Origin of the sequence: Paenibacillus sp. ACRRY, from assembly GCF_022346995.1 — a bacterium.
Lineage (GTDB): Bacteria > Bacillota > Bacilli > Paenibacillales > Paenibacillaceae > Paenibacillus.
In genome coordinates, this window is record NZ_JAKRNM010000001.1 from 976,113 (window position 1) to 998,216 (window position 22,104).

17 protein-coding genes are annotated in these 22,104 nt (G+C 49.1%); all 17 read right to left on the reverse strand.

What is annotated here, in order from left to right; genetic code table 11:
* Positions 1-23: 23 nt before the first annotated feature.
* The 17 genes from MH144_RS04170 to MH144_RS04250 all read right to left on the reverse strand — a co-directional run bounded on the left by MH144_RS04170 (position 24) and on the right by MH144_RS04250 (position 21,876).
* On the reverse strand, positions 24-749 hold the full coding sequence (locus MH144_RS04170) for a ThuA domain-containing protein (protein WP_239297797.1): 726 nt from the start codon (positions 747-749) through the stop codon (positions 24-26).
* Positions 750-822: 73 nt separating this feature from the next.
* On the reverse strand, positions 823-1,995 hold the full coding sequence (locus MH144_RS04175; protein WP_239297798.1) for a Gfo/Idh/MocA family protein: 1,173 nt from the start codon (positions 1,993-1,995) through the stop codon (positions 823-825).
* Positions 1,996-2,034: 39 nt separating this feature from the next.
* Positions 2,035-3,081 carry a LacI family DNA-binding transcriptional regulator gene (locus MH144_RS04180; protein WP_239297799.1) on the reverse strand — a complete coding sequence of 349 codons (1,047 nt, stop codon included), beginning with the start codon at positions 3,079-3,081 and terminating at the stop codon, positions 2,035-2,037.
* 257 nt (positions 3,082-3,338) lie between these two features.
* A complete protein-coding gene (gene glpX, locus MH144_RS04185; RefSeq protein WP_239299257.1) occupies positions 3,339-4,415 on the reverse strand; it encodes a class II fructose-bisphosphatase in 1,077 nt (358 codons plus the stop codon).
* A 719-nt stretch (positions 4,416-5,134) separates the two neighbouring features.
* Positions 5,135-5,683, reverse strand: coding sequence for a (2Fe-2S)-binding protein (locus MH144_RS04190; protein WP_239297800.1), 549 nt, complete (start codon positions 5,681-5,683; stop codon positions 5,135-5,137).
* The gene (gene pucD / locus MH144_RS04195) at positions 5,680-8,004 is read right to left on the reverse strand and encodes a xanthine dehydrogenase subunit D (protein WP_239297801.1); all 2,325 of its coding nucleotides are present in this window, start codon (positions 8,002-8,004) and stop codon (positions 5,680-5,682) included. The genes MH144_RS04190 and pucD overlap by 4 nt, the downstream gene beginning before the upstream one ends.
* Before the next feature lie 34 nt (positions 8,005-8,038).
* Positions 8,039-8,950 (reverse strand): FAD binding domain-containing protein, encoded by a 912-nt coding sequence (locus MH144_RS04200; RefSeq protein WP_239297802.1) that lies wholly within the window; start codon positions 8,948-8,950, stop codon positions 8,039-8,041.
* A gap of 364 nt (positions 8,951-9,314) precedes the next feature.
* Positions 9,315-9,968 (reverse strand): nucleotidyltransferase family protein, encoded by a 654-nt coding sequence (locus tag MH144_RS04205; protein ID WP_239297803.1) that lies wholly within the window; start codon positions 9,966-9,968, stop codon positions 9,315-9,317.
* Positions 9,934-11,016, reverse strand: coding sequence for an XdhC family protein (locus MH144_RS04210; protein WP_239297804.1), 1,083 nt, complete (start codon positions 11,014-11,016; stop codon positions 9,934-9,936). Before MH144_RS04210 ends, MH144_RS04205 begins: the two co-directional genes overlap by 35 nt.
* Positions 11,017-11,089: 73 nt before the next feature.
* Positions 11,090-12,412 carry a 5'-deoxyadenosine deaminase gene (locus MH144_RS04215; RefSeq protein ID WP_239297805.1) on the reverse strand — a complete coding sequence of 441 codons (1,323 nt, stop codon included), beginning with the start codon at positions 12,410-12,412 and terminating at the stop codon, positions 11,090-11,092.
* A gap of 84 nt (positions 12,413-12,496) precedes the next feature.
* The gene (ggt, locus tag MH144_RS04220; protein WP_239297806.1) at positions 12,497-14,092 is read right to left on the reverse strand and encodes a gamma-glutamyltransferase; all 1,596 of its coding nucleotides are present in this window, start codon (positions 14,090-14,092) and stop codon (positions 12,497-12,499) included.
* On the reverse strand, positions 14,086-15,327 hold the full coding sequence (locus MH144_RS04225) for a pyridoxal-phosphate-dependent aminotransferase family protein (RefSeq protein WP_239297807.1): 1,242 nt from the start codon (positions 15,325-15,327) through the stop codon (positions 14,086-14,088). The genes ggt and MH144_RS04225 overlap by 7 nt, the downstream gene beginning before the upstream one ends.
* Before the next feature lie 6 nt (positions 15,328-15,333).
* Entirely contained in the window at positions 15,334-16,635 is a 1,302-nt protein-coding gene (locus MH144_RS04230) for a Zn-dependent hydrolase (RefSeq protein ID WP_239297808.1), read from the reverse strand.
* Positions 16,622-18,037, reverse strand: a complete 1,416-nt coding sequence (allB, locus tag MH144_RS04235; protein WP_239297809.1) for an allantoinase AllB — start codon at positions 18,035-18,037, stop codon at positions 16,622-16,624. The genes MH144_RS04230 and allB overlap by 14 nt, the downstream gene beginning before the upstream one ends.
* 41 nt (positions 18,038-18,078) lie before the next feature.
* Entirely contained in the window at positions 18,079-18,456 is a 378-nt protein-coding gene (gene uraH / locus MH144_RS04240; RefSeq protein ID WP_239297810.1) for a hydroxyisourate hydrolase, read from the reverse strand.
* Complete coding sequence (gene pucL, locus MH144_RS04245; RefSeq protein WP_239297811.1) at positions 18,456-19,961, reverse strand: factor-independent urate hydroxylase; 1,506 nt, start codon at positions 19,959-19,961, stop codon at positions 18,456-18,458. Before pucL ends, uraH begins: the two co-directional genes overlap by 1 nt.
* A 304-nt stretch (positions 19,962-20,265) precedes the next feature.
* Positions 20,266-21,876: a PucR family transcriptional regulator gene (locus tag MH144_RS04250; RefSeq protein ID WP_239297812.1), complete on the reverse strand. Its 1,611-nt coding sequence runs from the start codon at positions 21,874-21,876 to the stop codon at positions 20,266-20,268.
* Between the last annotated feature and the right edge of the window lie 228 nt (positions 21,877-22,104).

The following is a 22,104-nucleotide window of genomic DNA, read 5'->3' on the forward strand; positions in this document are numbered from 1 at the left end:
TTTAACACTAAAAGAAGCGGAAATTAAGTTTGGTTATCAGCCATGCCTGTGTACACTTCAGCTGCTTTGCCTGCTTTGTTGTTAGCAACCGCTTTGCCTGCTGCAGTCCATTTGAAGCCACTGCGCATCATTTCAATCACTTGAGGCATCTCTACAATATCCGCATGATGACCTAGCGAGTTATAGTACACACGGCCAGCACCCCAGCGCTTCGTCCATACAACCGGCATATCCACTGGCCCATTCGCTGAATGGGGACCTTCCACCACCGGGAAACGAGTTGTTGCCAGTACTTCCACTGCAGGGTCAACGTGCAGGTAGTATTGCTCGCTTTTCACCTGAAAATCTTCAATGTGGTCCAGCAGCGGACTTGAACCACGTTTGATGTTAACCGTATACTCCACACCATCATTGCCCGGATGAGCAACCCACTGACCGCCAGTCATAAACTGCCAATCGACATTGTTCCGGAACGCATCACACATCCCGCCGTGAATACCTGCGAGGCCCACACCGCTCTGAACGGCAGCCGATACATTGTTGACCAGTTCCTGTTCAATCTGTCCCATCGTCCACAGTGGAACGATCAGATCAAGCCCCAGCAGTTTGTCGGCATCTGCATAAGCTTCCAATGTGTTCGAGACCTCGACTTCAAACTGTTCTTCCTTCAGAATACGCTCAAAAATCGCTGCTACCTGCTCCGGTTCATGTCCATCCCAGCCGCCCCATACAATAAGTGCCTTACTCATCGCTTTATCACTCGCTTTCGGATAGTTTTATAGATCCTGCCTGTGTATCGCTGTATAAACAACTAAACTTTGCTCACATCTCATCAAGGGAAACCCAGCGCCGTTCTGTTACGGAACGTTCTACGGCTTCGAGCACAGCCTGGCAGGCAACACCATCGTGGAAACTAGGTGAAGGCTGTCGGCCTTCAGAGATGGCTGTAACCAATTCCAGCATCTCGTGTGTAAACGTATGCTCGAATCCAATGGTATGTCCTGCTGGCCACCATGCCTCAGCATACTTATGCGCCGGATCAGTGGCCAGAACACGCCGGAATCCCTGAACGTCCTCTTCATCTTTCGTAAAATACACTTCCAGTTCATTCATTCGTTCAAAGTCAAACCGGACACTGCCCAGGCTGCCGTTAATCTCGAATGAATTCGTGCTGCGGTGACCTGCTGCAAAGCGCGTAGCCTCGAAGCTTCCAAGCGCTCCACCTGCAAACCTGGCCAGGAACAATGTCGCATCATCCACTGTCACTTCGCCCTTCGGTGCGTCCGCATTCGAGCTGCCTTTCGCACTAAGTCCAGTCATCTCGGAAGCAAGCGGCCGTTCCTTAATGAACGTCTCACTCATTCCGATGACTTCTTGGAATTCACCAACTAGGAAGCGTGCGAGATCAATTAAGTGTGCTCCCAGATCGCCATGCGATCCCGAGCCAGCCACTTCCTTTTGCAAGCGCCAGACAAGCGGGAAGGATGGATCCATGATCCAGTCCTGCAGGAAAAAAGCACGGAAGTGATAGATCTTACCCAGGCGACCGCTCTGAACCAATTCCTTGGCAAGCTGCACAGCCGGAGAGAAGCGATAGTTGAATCCCACCATGTGGGCAACTCCAGCATCTTCAGCTGCTTGAAGCATCTCTCTAGAATCGGCAAGCGACAAGGCCAGCGGTTTCTCACAGAACAAATGTTTACCCTGACGGGCTGCTTCAAGTGCAATCTCCTTATGTGCATCACTCGGAGCATTAATATCAATCAGATCGATATCATCGCGCTGTACCAATTCACGCCAGTCGGTTACACTTTCGGACCAACCAAACTGATTCGCTGCTTCCTGGACACCTTTTTCATTCCGGCCGCAGATGACCGACATTTCAGGCTGTAACGGTGCTGACGGGAAAAACATCGGCAAACTCCGATAAGCATTGCTATGCGCCTTCCCCATAAACTTGTATCCTACCATTCCGACACGTAGACGTTGTGACATGTTCTTTTCCTCCTTTGGAATCTAAAATCATGCTCTATACTACTTACGAATCGATGAAGCCCGGATGATTAACTCTGCCGGCAATAACTCTCTGGGCCATTCAGATGAGAATTCCGAATTATCTGATGAAGCGCTTCCAACCAAAGAACCATGAATGAGTTTCGATGCTGCCAGTTCCCCCATTTCATAAAAGGGTACTCTGACGCTGGTTAGCGGAGGCACGGCCATCTCGGCAGCATCGGAGTCGTCATACCCGACAAAAGCCGGGAAATCCTCAACTCTAATCCCACGCTCACGCAAACCGTGCATAACACCAATAGCCATACGGTCATTGGCAGCAAATACGGCGTCGATCTCGTCAAGCCTTGCCGCAATCGTGGCTGCAGCCTCCACACCGCTTCTTCTGCTGTAATTCCCTTCAAGCAGCAGGCTGGGATCCAGCTCCATTCCCGCTTCATGTAAACCAATCCGAACACCCTGCAGCCGTTCCTGACTGTTGGAATAACTGTCCGGACCGTTGAGAAAAGCAATGTTGCGGTAACCCTGATCGGTAAGGTGACGAATGGCGAGCCGACTGCCTTCCACATGATCAGCATCCACTTCCAAAAAGGCTTCTCCTGTAAAATGTTGATTCATAACGCAAAAAGGATGACCTTCCTCTTGCAGCTGCTGCATGGCTGCCAGTTCCCCAGGGTCATCTCTGGCCCCAAGAATAATGCAGGCGTCCACTTTTTGACGTCGGAACAGGTCGGCATAATTCATTACTTCACCTGGTGATCTGAACATGACCAGCAGATCCATACCGCTGTCTCTCGCCTTATTACCAATACCACTCAGCATTTCGGAGAAAAAATAAGCAGAAAACAAATGCGCCTTCGGAACATAAGGCAAAACAACCCCGAGGTTACCGCTTTTGCTTCTGGCGAAGCTACGTGCAAGGGCACTCGGCACATAACCCAGCTTCTGGGAAGCTTCCAATACTTTGCGGCGAGTCTCCTCTTTGATCGGTCCAACTCCGTTAAGAACCCGAGATACCGTCGCTTCGGAGACTCCTGCCAAGTCAGCGACCTCTTTGCGGGATGCCATGGATTTCACCCCCTTACGTCCTTTAAATACGATACTATTTGTAGAAGATGATTTTTATGTACGCGCGTACATTTTCTCATGTGTTGTAACCGTTGTCAATGCTTTTAACATAAAACAGGAAGAGGATCTCTATAAGCAGATTCCCTTCCTGTTTGTTCATTCTATGAGCACAGATCTTGTCCTAAGAATTATGGATGAGTCTACTAGATAACCTATGGTTTGAAATTGACTTTTAGACCTTTAGAGCGTAGTAATATTTATGTCAACACACTATGATTCACCGACGATTGACTAAACTCTGCCTGTTCTACTATTTTAACCGGGCTTTGGATACGGTCTGAAGGTTCCGGCGTGGCTTGCAGTTCACGTACCTTGTGCAGCACTTCCTTGTTGGGCAGGAAATGCACGGAGCGAATGTAACGGATCGTTTTGGTCTTGGCACGCATGACAATGGAATCCGTCTCGGCCCGGTCATCTGCAAGATAACGCACACCGCCCAAAATCTCCCCTGGCGTCACACCGGTTGCAGCGAAAATGACATCTTCGGTACCGATCATGTCCTGCATCGTTAAGACTTTGTAAGGATTATCAATGCCCATCTGCAGGCATCGCTGGAACTCGTCTGCATTAGCAGGCATTAAGCGGCCTTGTATTTCGCCTCCCAGGCATGAGAGCGCTGCTGCAGCCAGAACGCCTTCAGGTGCTCCGCCGGAACCGACGTATAAGTCAATACCAGCCTCAGGGAATGCAGGCGCCATGGCACCCGCTACGTCGCCGTCACTGAGAAATTTAATCCGTACGCCAACCTTGCGCAGCGTTTTAATCGTGCTATCATGCCGTGTTCGGTCCAGAATCATGACGGTCAGATCGGAAATGTTTTTGTTCAGTGCAGCAGCTGCTTTCTCTAGCGTAATCTCAACCGGGTCTTCGATGCTGACCTTGCCGACCAGTGCCGGACCTACAGCCAGTTTCTCCATATACATATCCGGTGCATGGAGCAGGTTTCCTTTTCCCGCCACTGCAATAACCGATAAAGCGTTGTTCAGTCCCTTGGCCACAATTTCTGTACCTTCAAGAGGATCTACAGCAACGTCTACTTCAGGTCCTTCAGCGTTACCCACTTCCTCGCCGATGTACAACATGGGTGCTTCGTCCATTTCTCCTTCACCGATTACCACCGTGCCGCGAATGGACACGGAATCGAACATGGCGCGCATGGCCAAAGTAGCCGCTTCATCTGCACTGTTCTTGTCACCTCGTCCCATCCAGGGGGCTGAAGCTAACGCAGCCAATTCTGTTACTCGGACAATTTCCAACGCCAGTTCGCGTTCCATTTTTCCCACTTCCTTTCCAGTTTTCAACAGCATACATGGAAAGTACTCCCAAATCCATCGCAAATCCGTATGGAAATGATCTATATACACCCTTTACGCTTCGATTAGACGTTTCTCCCTTTTTGTTTTGATGTGATCAGTTAATATGACTAGTGCTCATTTTAAAGACCTTCATCATATAAATACCTTTAACGATTGTTGAAAAAATTAAAAATATCCTTTCGTTTTTGAAACGATACTCTCTTTTTCATAAGAACAGCTTCAATCGAAATAATTTTACCAAATAAAATTCTTTAAACATTGTTATAGCTGCACTTTATACGATTTAACCCTAGCTCAACTCCCTGTGAGCAACCTCATTGCGAAAACGATTTACTGACAGGCGCTTTTAACAAGAATATTCACGAAATCACTTGATATTAGGAATGAAATATTTAAACTTTTGTTGGTTAAGTTATGAATGTGATTACCCTAATCATCGTCATGACTGTGATTATTCTTCATTTAGCAGTATAGATACAGCTTATAGGAGGTATTGAAAATTATAAGTTTACATAATAAATCTTATGTTAAAATTTCATTTGGAATAATCCATTTATTTCTAACCGTATTAAAAAGGGGATTGCTCATTCTCGATTCTCAATGATAAATCCGTATAGTTTATACAGAAAAGACCAGAGAAAAGGAGTCCCTTTTCTCTGGTCTTTCTTCCTTAATTCTTAATCTTGCTGCACAGCTGTCATTCGATCGGTTCTAACTTCATGGGAGGGTGCAACTGATGAATCAGTACAACTCTCACTTGCCTTACATACCGCCCGTATAATCCCTCCATATCCGGTGCAGCGGCACAGATTGCCGCATAATCCCGTTTCGATCTGTTCCTGTGTAGGCTGGGGATGATGATCAAGCAGTGCCTTGGTGGCAATGACCATTCCTGGTGTACAATAGCCGCATTGAAACCCGCCCTCTTCTACAAAGGCCTGCTGTATCGGATGCAGACTCCCTTCCCGCTCCCCGTGAAGACCTTCAATGGTCGTAATTTCACTTCCTTCACATTGATAAGCCATAATCAGGCAGGAGTTGACCGGCTCTCCATTCATAAGCACCATGCATGCACCGCAGCGACCAACTTCACAGGATACCTTGGTTCCGGTCAGGTTCAGATGAGTTCGAAGCACATCCACCAGTCGGGTTGTTTGAGCAATGTCAAGACGCTTTTCGTCCCCATTCACTACTGCTGACCAGATGTTACCAAGCGGATTGCTCATGAGGGACTCACCCCTTCCTGTAAAGGTACATGTAGTGATTGAACCAGTTGTTCGCGCGGAACGGGCAATCGATTCACCCACACCCCGGTAGCCTGATGAATTGCTGCAGTGATTGCGGGAGCGAGTGCAACAGAACCAATCTCGCCAATCCCTCTCGGTCCAAAAGGATCTCCTTCGGGAAGGTCTTCAATAGCCTCAACCTCCAGATTGGTATGGATATCCTGAATCGTTGGAATCAAATACGTATCCAGATTAGTAGTTAGATATCGACTATCCTGCATGACAGCATCCTCCGTTAACGTAAACCCGAGCGCCATTACACTCCCACCTTCGATCTGTCCAATGAAGCCCATCGGATTAATGACAGGTCCTGCGGCTACCACATGCCGTGTATCGAGTAATTTGGCTTCTCCGGTTAAGGTGTTCACTTCTACCTCTGCGGCAACCGCCGCATACGTATATAGATAGTGTCCGCCCACGACATGGTCTGGCGTGGTTGGATAATCGAAATGAGTATCAAATACCCATTCATCCGCCGTGCCCTGGCCCGCCAAATTCGTATAGGCAGTAACAAAGCCCGATGACTCAGCCTCAATATCATCACTAGGCAGCTGGCCCTTACGCCATACACCGGCAGGTCCTGTCACCAGTTCATTAGCCGGAATGCCAGACAAGGCCGAAGCTGCCGATAGGACTCTGGAACGGAAAGGGGTCTGCAATCGCTGCAGAGCCATCCAGGCCATTGTTGTCGAACGTGAAGCGGTGCTTGATCCACTGTGAGGAACCCGATCCGTATCGCCAATGATGATACTTAGATCTGAAGTACTACATTGAAACAGATCGCAGAGCATAATCTCCAATGTAGCGATCAACCCCTGACCAAACTCTTCGTAACTGAAAGCCACTTCTATTTTGCCTTCGGAATTAAGGGATAGACGGCCTCCTGCCGGGTCCGGGATTCCGTAACCCAATCCGGCACCGTGCATGGCAATTGCCGCCCCTACGCCACGCTTGATCCAGGGAGGCTGAGAAGGATCTGCCTGGGGATGCTGATGCTTTTGCCATAATTCAGAACGATCCATGGCTTCCCATACTTGTGACAGCCCGTCTGTAGCCAGAATCCTCTGATTTAACGGACCAGGATCAGCCTTTTCCCTCATGTTCCGTCTGCGAAACTCCCATGGGTCCATTTTCATGATCTCAGCGAGTCGATCCATTTGGCCTTCCACAGCAAAGATAGCCTGATTGCCACCAAATCCGCGAAATTCACCTGATAGCCCATTGTTGGTATACACGGACAAGCCTTCGACATCCACATTGGGGATGGAGTAAGGGCCTAGACAATGCTCTGTGCAGAAGTTCAGCACAGGTGCTCCAAGTGTAGCGTAAGCTCCTGTATCTGCTGTAATGCGAACCCGGTGAGCTTGAATGATTCCTTCACGGCTAATTCCCGTCTGCATTTCAATTTTCATCGGATGCCGCTTCAGACCTGCACGAACAGATTCTTTGCGAGAATTATGCATTTTCACGGGACGTCCGCTGGTCAATGCTAGAAGTGCGCCATATGGCTGCACGTTCAATTCGTCTTTCCCCCCGAAAGAACCGCCAATGGGAGACGATACAACACGGATATCTTCCTCGGGACAACCAATAATTCGTGCGAGTTGCATCCGGTCCTTGTACCCGTGCTGGGTGGCTGCGTAGACATTAAGCCTTCCTTCCTCATCCGGGACAAACAGGCCGCCTTCGGTCTCCATATAAGCGTGCATTTGACGAGGTGTGTAATACGTTTCCGTGACGATATGTTCACATGCTGCAAAGGCCTGCTCCACATTTCCACGCTTAATTTCGGTGCGATGCAGCACATTACCCGGTCCATGTGGATGCAGCTCCGGTGCGTCAGGAGCAAGAGCTGCATCCGTGCTATCCAGCGGGATAAGCTCCTCATACTCCACTTGGATTGCACTGAGTGCCAGTGCTGCCCGTTCCGGGGAATCCGCAGCTACTGCCGCAAGTGCATCACCGACATAACGTACAACATCTTCGCAAAATACAGGCTGGTCAGGCGTCGCAATTCCAAAACGATTCAGGCCGGGTACGTCTTTGGAGGTAATGACAGCATAGACTCCCTCCATCGCCTCTGCTTCCGTAGTATCTATAGATAGAATGCGAGCATAAGGATAGGTGCTGCGCAGAACTCTTCCATGAAGCATTCCGGGTAGAGTCATATCCGTCAGGTACTGGAGCTGTCCAGTTACCTTTGGAATTCCGTCCGGTCTCAAGTGCCACCGTTTTCCACTATGTTCCCGATTCAGTAGCATGGTCTCTCTCCCCTTATCTTGATCAAGATTTGAATTAACGGTATAGTGCTTCCCATAATCCAGCCCCCAGCAAATTACCTGCAGTCTGTTTGCGGTAATGCTCAGTTGCAAATACATCGCCATAGGTCACAAATTCTGAAGATACTGCCCTTCCTAGCGGTTCTGCTTGCATAAGAGAAGCTTCTTCGCGAAGCAACAGTTGTTCCGACTCAAGTAAACGCATGGCCACACCGGACCCTCCACCTGCAGCGATCGCAACCTTTTTCCAACGACCATCTGTATCAATCTCTCCTTGAAAAGCAACGGTCACGAGAGATGCGCTAAACGTTTCTCGCCTGCCCAGCTTGCGATAAAATGCAATTTCTCTCGGATCAGTTGTTTGGTTCTTCGTATTGGAGACAGGCAACTTCTCCAGCGGAACCTGGATCGAGATTAACACGTCACTTGGATTGCGACTGCCGTCACGCCCCCCTTTTAACCAGGAGTCCAGTGTACGGATTTCCACCCCTGTATCCGTCATCCACTGCAGTTCTGCGTTGTATGCGAGCAATGCGGGTAACGCATCTCCGACTCCTGATACAATGTTGCCGCCAATTGTCGCTACATTGCGAATGGAGGGCGCAGCTATCGTTTTCACAGCTTCTTGCAATAACGGCAGATGATGAAGTAATCCGTCCGTGATACATCTATTCAATCGGGTCAGCGCCCCGATCACCATTCGATCTCCATCCACATATACGTCACTTGTTCCTGGAATACGGGCCAGACTGATCATATGCTCCGGTGCAGGGACAAGACCGCCTTCCCACTGGGTTCGCAGCAATGTGGCGCCTGCAGCGTAACAGAAACTTCCGTTCAACCTGTTCCTCAACATCCGGAGTTCTTCCAGATCTTCCGGCTGCCATACCGATGGCATCGCTCCTGATCCATATGCTGGTATTACCATCGTTCCATCCCCTCTCTCTTTTAAGCACGCTGTTAGGCTGAATTTAATCCGTATAGGTGTTGGCTAATGAAGTTAATCCATGCCGCAGGATCCAGATAATTCTTCAAATCATATGAGACTAAAGGAGTAGCGTCAATTAGCTTCACATCGATTTGGATAAATGTATAAATACGATCCACGTTTTGTGCTTCATGCATGATACGAGTTACGATACCTAACACTGTATCTCACGTGAAATCCTATAAACGACACAAAAAGGCCAACCAAACGAACTGGATGACCTGTTTATGCTAAGAGAGCAGAGATAAGTAGATAACCTACGACTCTTTGTATTCAATTGAGGGGACATGTTATTGGGTCGAAGTTACTTCATTTGAGCTGATTCATTTACATAATCCATGATGCGTTTCAGTTCAGACTCGGTATCAGCGTCCCAGAAACAAAAGTCAGGCAAAGTTACCTGCGTTCCTGAGAAGGTGTCATTGCGCATAATCTTCCGCGCCCCCTCATCTCCGCCAAGAGCAAGGAGATGTTCAAACATATGGGAGCGAAAGGCAACGGGAGGCTTCAGCCTCTCGCCGTCCGCAGCAGCTGCATAATCAGACAGTTTGTTCAATGACAGTGCTGCCGAAACCTGATTAATATCCTGAGCCCTTATTAATGGCTGGTCAGCCAAAAGAATCATTACACCTTCAGCACCGTACTCCGTGGCTTCCTTAAGACCACATTGAAGCGATGCGGCCATACCAGAGGAATATTCTGTACTGAGAGCAATTTGAAGCTTAGTCCCTCTCCTATAGGTGCTTGAACATTCAGATACGTGGAGTATGTTCTCAGGAAGCCATGCCAAGGAATCCTCCGGCTTCACCACACAGATGACCTGTTCCAGATCGGAATCGAGTGCCGCTTGAAGCGACCAGGCCGCCAATGCTCTCCCATCCGGCATAACAACTGCTAATTTATCCCGGCCAAGACGGGTACTCTTACCTGCGGCGAGCAGAATGCCCGTTACTCGCATGCGTACTCCCCCTTTGAGCAGAGCAGTCTTCAGTCACAGCAGCGCGCTTGCACGCAATCAGTTCAGCAGCAATGCTAATGGCGATCTCTTCTGGACCCTCTGCCCCGATACTGAGACCTACCGGAGAATGGAGATTGGGTACCGTTGGTAAATCATTCAATAGACGTGCTGTCCGTGTTCTGGACCCCATAATACCGAGATAAGCATATTCACTTCCCGACAGCAGCTCCAAGAATTCACGTTCACGTGGGAATTGATGACTCATCAGTATGAGATAATCCCCACGTCGTATATTCAGCACAGGTATGATTTCAGCGGGAAAGCCAAGAACAAGATCTGCATCCGGAAACCGTTCGGACGTACACAGACCCTCTCTCCAATCAGCAATGATGACACGAAATCCTGATACCCTCGCAAGCGTGGCAACAGGTATCGCATCATTTCCCGCCCCGATTATAATAAGACGCGGTTTAGGAGTGTATATGGTCTTTATCTGTAAAGGCAGGTTCCAGTACTCTGCCTCATTTGATTTTACGTCCTTATCAATTTCTGTCCTGTATGAATCGGAAGACATGCGCGGTACATCTATGGAAGGAACAAGTTTCCTATCGATTGAATCAACTCGATGCCATTCATATTGAATAAGGGAATAATTATGCTGAAAGTAACGGGTAAACTCGGCAGCTGAACCACATTTGAAACAATCGTGCATCTCAGTTAATGCACTTCTCAGTTCGCCGCAGACAGGTTCCAGCAGGACGACGATCAATCCTCCGCAGCCAATCGTTTCTCCCCAAGAGAGATCATCTTCAGGGCGCATGTCGTATTCGGCAAATGCCATGTGTCTCGTGTCCAGCACATGTTTAACACGCGCTTGCAGATCACTCTCGAGACATCCCGGGCTGATGCTGCCATACATTCTGCCATCTTCGGTCAAGAGCATAGAGACTCCCTGCTTACGGTAAGCATGACCTTCCACCTTGACCGCCGTTGCAAGTACACAGCGGGCCTCACCTGCTGCAATTGCACACAGATCATGCATTTCCATATTCGTCTCCACCTTTCCGAAAAGTCTTCTGCGAGCAGCAGTTATACAACATTTCCCTCTGAAAATTCCTAACTCAGATTCTCTTCATCAAACGTGCAATGCTCTTATCCGACTCGCGAAGCACGATGCCACGGTCTATGGTCTGGATCTTGCGGTTTTTGAGCACAATGCTTCCATCAATAATAACCGTGTCCACACAGCTCCGAGTCGCGGAGTACACCACGCGGGAATAAACATCTGTCTCATACGAAGGATACGTATGGAAATCATCCAGATCCAATAACAATATGTCTGCCTTTTTGCCCACTTCCAGACTTCCAATTTCCTTCGACAGCCCCAGCACTTCGGCACCACCCATCGTAGCCATGCGCAGAACCGTGCGTGCATCCATGATCGTAGGCCCATGAGGAACCTTTTGAATTAATGCTGTCAGACGCATTTCCTGAAACATATCCAGGTTATTGTTGCATGGTGCGCCGTCCGCACCGATTCCCACTGCGATCTGGCGGTTAAGCAGGTCAGGAATTTCCGCTATACCCGATGACAATTTCATATTCGAGCCGGGACAGTGGGTAACTTTTACCCCTCGCTTACGAATAATTTCCTTTTCCTCTTCACTAAGCCAGACACAATGTGCAAGGACCAGACGTGGGGTTGCCAGTCCGATATGATCCAGATAGACAATGTTACGCATTCCGCGTTCGTGTTCAACCAGTTCAATCTCGCCACGATTCTCCGAAGCATGCGTATGCACCTTCACATGATACTTGTTCGAAAGATCACGTACTTCAACGAGCAGTTCCTCTGTACAAGAAACGACAAATCGCGGACAAAACGCATATTGAATGCGACCGCCTCCGAAACCATTCCATTTCTCCAGTAAGTCGACACTTTGCTGCAGCGAGGTTGCCGTATTTTCACGCAGCGGTTCAGGCACTTCGTCGCCATGGTCCATCATGACCTTGCCTGATATCACCCGAATGCCGCTCTGTGCCATCGCCTGAAAAGCCGAATCCGTGTGGTGCACAGTCTCCATATCCAAAATGGTCGTGGTTCCACTCGAAATCAGTTCGCCCAGCCCAAGCATCGCTGAATAATAGACGGATTCCTCATCATGCGCTGCCTCGAGTGGCCAGATCCGTTGACGAAGCCAATCCATGAGCTCCAGGTCATCCGCACGGCCGCGGAAGAGTGTCTGGCACAAATGAATATGTGTCTGAATGAAGCCTGGCAGCAAGACTTTGCCACGAGCATCAATGACCTGATCAGCCTGAACGTCAATACGCTCGGCAATCTCTTTGATTTTGTTATCCTCGATCAGCAGATCGCCTGTAAATACGTCTTCTTCCGCATTCATCGTGACAAGCTGTGCACCCTTCAGCAGGATCGTTCCCATGATAATCTCCCCTATCGTATCTATGTCTTTTTTTGCGCTGTTTCATGAGAAACCAAAACCAATCCAAGCAGCAATCAACTGCGGTTACCAACCGATGGCCATGCCATCTCCTCTGGGATCAGCAGCACCACTAATCATGCCATCCTCACGGATAACAATTCCTTGCGACTGGCCCATAATGTCATCCCATGGAGCTCTGATCTCCACGTTATGCCCCCAGTTGGCCAGCGTCTCGCATACGTCATCATGATAGCGATTCTCCACCCGCATCGTGTCGCCTTCTTCACCCCATGTCCGTCCGTAGACCCAGCGTGGCAGACCGATTGCTTCCTGAATGGTCAGGCCATAGTCCAGAACGCCAGTAAGTACGGATAACTGCGTCTGAGGCTGACCTTCGCCGCCTTGTGTACCCATAAGCATATAAGGCTTCCCGTCTCGGGTGACAAGACCAGGCATGAGGGTATGAAAAGAACGTTTATTTGGTTCAAGCACATTCGCATCTGTTGAATCGAGTGAGAAAAAGGACCCTCTATTTTGCATAATTACGCCCGTATCTCCCGGAACGTAGGCTGCACCAAAATCAAAGTACAGACTTTGAATAAACGAGACGGCGTTGCCTTCCTGATCGACTACAGCAGCGTAGGCTGTATCCTGCCCGATCGTTTTGGACAAGAAAGGCTGTGCTACTGGAGGTGCGGACTGGATCTCATTCCATAACTCATCCCCGTAAGTCTTCGATAACAGCTGATCCAGCGGGATTTCACGAAAATCCGGATCGGTGAGATACCGGTCACGATCACGAAACGCCTTTTTCACCACTTCAGCCATCAGATGGTAGAACTCCGGCGAAGTACGACCTACGGAAGAGAGATCTATGTGTTCGAGCATATTTAACATCATCAATATGGAGAAACCCTGCGAGTTGGGAGGCATTTGGTGAACCTGATAACCCCGGTATTCCGTGCTGACTGGCTTTACCCATTCTCCTTTGTGAGCTGCAAAGTCCTGTGGTGCCAGCATGCCGCCATCTTCTCGAATCGCTGAAGTCAGACGATCTGCAAGCTCTCCTGTATAAAAAGAATCCCGTCCTCCCGCCTGAATCAGGCGAATGGAAGCAGCGAGTTCGGTCTGTACGAGCAGCTCACCTTCCTGAAGAAGTATGCCTTTAGGGGCAAATATCGCTCGCAGCGGCGAATGCCCCATAATGAAATCTTCATCCCGTTCCAGCCACAGACGCAGATTGCGCGACACAGGACACCCCTTCTCCGCATACTGCAGGGCTGGTTCAAGCAGCTGCTCCCATGGTAATCGCCCATAGCGGGACCACACTTCCCACCAGGCATCCACCATTCCAGGAACCGTTATCGCACTTAGCACCCCGCGCTGGGGAATGGCGTTCATGCCCATCGCTTTGAATGTATCGGCACGGATGCCTGCAGCCGAGCGGCCACTTCCGTTATAGGCGGTAATTTCTCCGCTTGCTCCATCGTGAATAAGGAAAAAGGCATCTCCGCCAAGTCCGGTCATGTGCGGATAAACTACGCCAAGTGCTGCGCTCACGGCAATAGCTGCATCATAAGCGTTACCACCCATCTGGAGAACCGAGCTTCCAACCGCGCTTGCCAGATAATGTGGCGAGGTGACCATCACCTCTCTGGACACGGGCATATGATTTAACATAAGGCTCCCTCCTTTCCGGCGTAAACGTCGAGTGCTGCCTGCACTGCCTCACCCGCAGGCAGACCGTGGCGATGACGGAGCAGAACAGCTTCCAGGGCACCAAGCACATGCAGTACGTTTTTGCGCTGACAGCTGAAGCCCATCGTTCCGATCCGCCAAATTTTCCCCTTAAGTGGACCAAATGAACTCGCAATTTCGATGCCGAAATCATGCAAAAGCATGCTTCGAACCGTTTCACCATCAATTCCTTCAGGAATATGGATACACGTAACCACCGGAAGTTTGCTGGACATGTCTCCATATATCTCAAGTCCCATACCCTGAATTCCGGCGACGAGCGCGCTTTCGTTGATCCGATGCCGCTCGAAACGGGCTTCCAGTCCTTCCTGAAGCAAAATTCGCAGACCTTCATGAAGACCGTAGAGCATCGATGTAGCCTCTGTATGATGATTCAACCGGGCAGAGCTCCAATAATCCTGCAGCTGACTCAGATCAAAATAGTTGCTTGCAATGGTTCGTCCCTCTGCCCTAGCGCTTGTCGCGTCACGGAGCCCGCGTTCGACAGTCTTGCGGCTCATCAGTTTTTTCTCCACGCGGCTGTTATATGTCAACGGGGCCATGCCGGAAGGAACGGATAAACACTTCTGAGTTCCTCCCATTACCGCATCCAGATACCAGGCATCCGTCTTAACGGGCGTACCGCCGATGGTAGCAACTGCATCAACGACGAGGAGAAGATCCAATTCACGACACACTTTGCCAATCTCGGCGAGAGGTTGCATCTGACCGGTCGATGTCTCTCCATGAACCATGGCCACTAGATCTGGCTTATGAGTATGAATGGCCTTGATTACTTCTTCCGGATCAAAGACCGATCCCCAAGTAGCTTCGATGAATACAACATCGGCACCGCAGCGCTCCGATATTTCTACAAGCAAATGTCCAAATCGTCCGTATATGGGGACCAGCACCTTATCCCCCGGCTGGATCAGACTAACCAGCACTGCTTCAATGCCGGAACGTGAGGTGCCATCCACCGGATAGCACCACTCATTGTTCGTCATGTATAATTCACGCAGCATGGCCATCGTTTCATTCATCAGTGACGTAAACTCCGGATCAAACTGTCCGAGGATCGGGAATGACAAAGCCCTTAGAACTCTCGGGTCGACTTCAACTGGCCCCGGGGTCATGATGGTTCGTAAGGACGGGGATAATTCTCTATAGCTGGACATGGTCAATCAACTCCCGTAACCGTATTTATAGAGCAGCTGAACGAGAACCCGAAATCCTCGCATCAGGTCCTCCTCAGCTGTGAATTCAAGGGGACTATGACTGATCCCGGCCTGGCTTGGTACAAAGATCATCGCTGTCGGGCAGGCAGGCTGAAAAATCTGTGAATCATGACCAGCTCCGCTAGGCATATGCATATAGGACAGCTGCTCCTGCTTGCAGATGTTCTGAATATCCGCTGTAATCTGTTCGTTCATTGGAATCGGAGCAACTGATAAGTGTTCTTCCCAGTTCAATTCGAGCTGCAGTTTGGATGCAATCTGGAGAAAGGCCTGGAGCATGTCTTGCCAGCACCGATCGATACTCTCCTGCCGGATATGACGGATATCAAGCGAGAATTCGGCATGTGCCGCGACCACGTTACCTACACCAGGTTCAGCAGTGATTCGGCCGACCGTTGCCACAAGCGGTTCACCTGCTGCCATAGCAATCGTTCTAACCGCCGTAATCATCTCGGCTGCTCCTGCCAGTGCATCCTTGCGCCATGACATAGGCGTTGTACCCGCATGATTCGCTTCGCCACTAAGCGAAATGCTCAATCGCTTCTGGCCAACGATATCGGATACAATTCCAATCGAATGACCAAGTCGTTCAAGCACCTGACCTTGTTCGATATGCAGTTCGATAAAGGCACCATACTTTTGAGCAGCCGGTCTGTAACCACTGTCTGACCCGAATCCGGCTTCGCGAATCGCTTGTGAGAAAGGTATTCCGTCCTTATCCGTCAAATGTTGAATGTCTTCAAGAGAGGTAATTCCCGTAATGCTTCGTGATCCCCAATACGCAAATGGAAATCGGCTTCCTTCCTCTTCACATAGCGAGACCACTTGAAGCGTACGCTTGGGCGCCCCGAAGTGTCGTCGTAAGTACTCCAGGGCCAGTACTCCTGCCGCTACACCGTAGGCGCCGTCATATCTTCCACCGTAAACGACAGTATCAATGTGCGATCCGGTCACAATGGGGAGCTGCTCATCCCCTGCTGCAGAATCTGCGGCTTGTAGCGTGCCATATAGATTGCCGGATTGGTCGAATTCGGGAGACAGTCCCATGTGCTCCATTCGCGCAGCTAGCGCATGCTGTGCCTCGCACCAGGCTTTGTCATACAGCAGGCGAGTTACACCGCCTTTGGCATCAGCTCCGAACGTAGACAGCCAATCCAGCATGGCTTGCAGCTTCACTTCTGCCAGTTGCGGCAAGGGAAAAGTCGGCTCTTCCGTCCCGGAACCCATGAACGTTTCAAATTCGGTCATGATACTCCTCCGTTCCGTGTTCTCCACTCTTCCCGTAAGAGCCAGCAGCAATAAACTGCCCTGCAGGATTAGGGGGTAGCCCTCCCTTTGAGCTGTATACGCTGGTCCCTCGGCAGAACACTTCTGCTATGGCACAAGCGAATGTACGTCCGATATACGGACTCTGTTTATGGGTATATAGCAGATCGTCCACTTTTAATGTGGTACTCGTATTCCAATCAACAAGCACAAGATCCGCGTCTTTACCGATCGCAATTTCTCCTTTGTTCTCAAGCCCCAGCCTTCTGGCAGGCTGCAAAGCAAGAACCCTTCCGAGTAAAGGCAAGCTTACACGGCGGCCAAGATGCCCTTCATCCAGCATGATCAGCAGCGTGCTCTGCGCACCGGAAATACCGCCCCATATCTCAAAAAAATTGTCCGACTGTTTCATGGATGGTGGGCACGGTGAATGATCGGATGCGATGACGTCAATAAGCCCGGATGCCAGCGCGTCCCATAATGTCTCTTGTTCGGCGCTGCTGCGGAGAGGTGGAGCACACTTCGCCACAGCACCCAACCGAGCTACATCCTGTTCTGTGAGCGTCAGATAATGCGGGCAAGTTTCCGAGGTGACGTCCTGACCGCGCTCCTTGGCTTCCGCAATTCGTTCTAATGCTTCTCTCGTACTGATGTGCACGAAATGCAGCGGACACCCGGTTTGTTCTCCATATTGAAGCGCCTTGGTCACGGCTAAGACTTCAGCTTCCGCAGGACGGGATTTCACATAATCCATTGGTCCTGTCTTTCCTTCGGCAATGCTTCTCGCACCAAGCTCTGCAACCATTTCCTCATCTTCGGCATGAAGGGCAAGTACGCGATTGAGCCTCGCAATCTCATGCATTCCGTCCAAAAGCGTTTGCTCATCGGCTCTCGCAAAGATGTCCTCTCCTTCTCCGCCCGGCTCCGACATAAATGCCTTGAATCCGGCTGCGCCGGACTCGGCTAAGTTCATTAGCTGCTGCTGATTACCCGGAACCAGTCCACCCCAGAATGCATAGTCGACATAGGAACGGTCCTGGGCAGCCTTCATTTTCATATCCCAAGCTTCCGGACTTGTCGTTGGGGGTACTCCATTAAGCGGCATATCAACATAAGTGGTAATTCCCCCTGCAGCGAGCGCAGCCGATCCCGAACGAAACCCTTCCCAGCTGGCCAGCCCCGGTTCATTGAAATGAACATGGATATCCACTACGCCAGGCATAACGGTGAAACCAGCTGCTTCTATTACTTCCGTTCCTGCATCAACCTTCAGTTGCGTGGACAAAGCCGTGATTTTCCCATCTGTGATACCAACATCCAGTTCCTGCACACGATCTCTTAACACGACCTGGGCCCCTCGGATGATCGAATCGAAATTTGTCATTTGGATGCCCTCCCTGTGTTAGAACCTGTGTTCAAATTTCTTCAGCTTCCGCGGTATGTACTGTAACCTCCTGGAGCGATTAGTAAAGGGATATGATAATGACTTGTAGTATCAGATACGGCAAAACGGATCGGTACAACCGTCCATAATGCTTCCACCGATTCTTCGGGTGAACGAGTCGCATAGTACTTTTCGACGTCAAAATGAAGCTCATAAATGCCCTGTTCCAGACGGCCTCCATCCAGTAAGGGTGCATCCAGACGGCCATCACCGTTGGTCACCGATTCAGTAACTTTTAATCTGGACTCCGACTCTCCATCCTTTTGTACAAGATGCAGTACGATCCGAACTCCCTCGGCTGGTACTCCTCTGGATGTATCCAGTACATGTGTAGTTATGCGTCCTCCAGCCTTTGCCATTACGATCTACCTACTCTCTTCGAGTCATTGCCATCTGTTTCAAGATCATTCCTGGTCATTGAAAACCCTTGAAATCCGTATGGCGGTCTGGGCTCGGTATACACCTTGCCTTCTCCTTCAGCTACTTCTTCCAGCACGGTTTCCCACGTCCGATTGTTGGATTCAAACGATACCTCACTCAATTGCTCGAATCGCTTCAATACACGGAGTCCGATCTGATACAACAAATGTTGAATGGATGCAGAACGGCATTCGTGGAACACGGCAGCAGCAATATCACTTACTTGTTCAGCGGCCACATACCGTCCGCGCATATCGTCCATTCCATCTTTTGGGTCGTGGTACCGCCAGTTGATATCCAGAAAAATAAATAAGGGACGATCTCTTGTCTCAGGCAGTGAGGTATATTCATCCTTGATAAATCCCGCAAATTCACTACCCTTAACCTTGATGAGTCGCAGATCAGCTACACCGCTGAAGTGGTTACTCAGCTCAATTTGATTACCGTTTCGCGCAGCCTCTATTGCAGCCGTACCCCGATCATTTTGCGAATAACGGAATACTATCGTGCTTGATCGATAACTTCCATCGGCTCCGATGGGTACATCTTCAAAAGGGATCTGATCCGCTGTCATCTGGACTTTCATCATTTGAGGGTATGTCTTAAGAAACAGCTGACTCACATACGCAAGAAAACCTTCAACCGTAGCCCCGGTATAGCTCGCAGCGTGTTTGAGAATAAAATTCTTCATGGAATCCGTTGCCACGATACTGGAATTATCTCCTTCCTTAAACGAAGGCAAGAATGCATCTCCTTGTACGGCTACCTTGATGTTCATGCCGAAGAGAACGTTGCTTCTTCCGGTAAATGGGGATTCCGGTATTGATCCGATCCCGGTTAGCGGTTTGGCATAGGAGCGATACAACCACACGTCGCCTTTGCCGTAATACATGGTTCGTTTGGGGACCACAGCAGGCTTCGGATTAATTTCATGTTCATGCCCAATTTGAACCAGCCACTTCTCCAAACGGATGGATGCAATTTTGAATACTTCATCTAAAGCCGTGTGAAATTCTTCATCCCTATTCCGTGAGCGACGCTGACGCATCGATTCGAGAATGGATTGAGCAGTATGACCTTTTACCGCCAATATGAATGGAAAGCCGAATCGGCTTGTATATTCCTTGTTTAATTGGTTCAGTTCGCTATACATCTCAGGAGAGAGGGAGTCCAGTCCTGCACCTGCTTGTTCCTTCACCGAATTGCTGCTCATGCTGATTCTTGCGCCGAGATCAGGATGGTTGCACAGCAGCTGCAAGATGACCTTGTCGTCAGACGTTTCAACAACATTCTTCATGACATTCATCATGTGATCCAATGAATCAAAGGGTCGCAAAGTCCAGGAACGTTCAGCTACCCACGGTGATTCCTCAAATAAGTTACCAAAGGTATGCACGAACTGTGTGACAGACCAGCTGTTAACGAGTTTCATAAAATCGCTCATGTCAGAACCTCCGGTCTTTTGTGAATTGTTGTTCTTCATTCTAAGGTTCAGGGTAGGATGCAGCAATAATATCTACGCAATTTTGTAATATAACATAACATCATATTCGTGAACTGTTATCTGTGCACAGGGATTAAGGGTACCCATGTCATATAAACTAAAAAAACCGTACGCCTGATAAGGGGCATACGGTTCTTGTTCTGTATTATTATCATTGTAATGAAGCACAAATGTCGGAATGGAGGGATTTCTTCGAGTTGTGTATCTCTAAATGGAATCCGTTCACTCTCTGTCTAATGCATATTTATGGTCTTGCAGTTCTTTTATCCCGGCCAAATTTACGGAACGTAAATACCAGTTTTAACTTTAGCAAGTCATTCGTTTTCTTAAAGTCCATCTGCAGCAGGCTTCCGATTTTCTCCATGCGATAGGTAATGGTGTTGCGGTGAACAAACAGCTGCTTCGCAGCTTCGTTGATCAGTCCATCATTCTCAATGAAAGATTCGAGTGTGTTCATCAATATGTGATTAGGGTCGCCATCTCTAGCCAGCAGGGGTTCCAATACTTTATTACAGTAATTCTCCATAATGTTATCCGGGACATGTTGGAACACATAGGCAAACTCCAACATCTCAAACTGGAGTGCACGATCCTTCATTCCGAAGCGACGTGCCAGCTGCCGAGTATCCAGGCATTCCTGATAAGCTTCACGCAATGATTTGGGCTCATGTTTCATTTTGCTAATCCAGAATCTCGGCACAGATGCTCCTTTTGCCTCCTGGGCAGATAATACATCCGCGAAGCGACTGAGCAGAAACCCCGATAGTTCCTCCCCATAATCGCGCCCTGTCGGACATGTATAAATTGACAAAATGCCATCTTCCATCTGAAAATGCTGCGACGCCGTAAATTGCATCAATGGATTATACTGCAGTTCACGATGAATTTGCTTCAGCAGTTTCCCCTCGGCGAAGACCGAAGGTTCCAGCGTAATGAGCACGCATTGATAGGTACCCTGAAACAGATGAACGCCTTTGTTCTCACTCAGTCTGGTCAACTCTTCCACTGTCATTTTGTTATCGAGGTATTGGGTTAACAGTGTACGCATCTCATCCTGCACGGTCGGATTAATGTGTTCCCGGTAGGTCATATCCATATAAAAAGCCAGTACGTCCGCGGCCTGCTGAAATAATTCTTCCTCTGCCCGCAGGGAAAGTGCTGAATCAGTAAACACGAGCAGGAACCCATACTCTTCATCATTTTGTTTGATGGGAACCCGATGACAACTGCCCTGATTCCATTTCACGCGATGCATGACGGATTTCCATGGCCAGCCCTGCACCAATGACTCTCCGGTCATGCCCTCACTACCATAGAGTACGTGTCCTCGGGAGCCTATTACTGCAAGCGGGTAGTTTAATACGGTCGCAAGCTCGGCAAACACATTTCGATGCTGCTGCTGTTGTTGTAATGCAAAATGCATCAGCTTCTTCTGTTTCTGTACAACTTCATGCAGCAATCGGTGGCTACGCTCATGTTCCGCCTTAAACAAAGCATTCATTTGATCCGAAAAGGTGAATTGAAATGGCAGCTCCAGCAGCGGCAAGCGTAAACGATCCGCTTCTTCAATAAACCCTTGAGGAATGGACTGCCAGAAACGCCCAAGTTTAATGCCGAGTCCTGCACATCCGCGGTCATTCAGTCGCCGCATTAATCGAAGCGCATCGGTTTCGTTGTCTTTCATGATAAAAGCAGTAGTGAACAGCAACTCTCCGGATTTAATCCAATCCGCGATATCTGGAGCGTCCATGACGTTAACGGATTTCATCATCCGTGAAGTCCCTTCCCCGCCGGCAACGAGCCTGGCCTCAGATAACGGGTATACTTGCAAAGCCTCTTTAACCGTAAGCTGCATAGACACGACCTCCCATATATATAACTCAACTCGTTATACTTTTCTCTTAATATGGAAATAAAAAGCCCATTCCATGGTCCACAACCCATTTTATTCATCAGAATCAAACTATTTGTTAAGTATTATAACATCAATTTTGAATTTAGAGCTTACATGATAAAAATAAAACCAATGACAACATTGCAGCCTGAGCTTGGCAATGTATCATTGGCTTTATATCGTGTATTG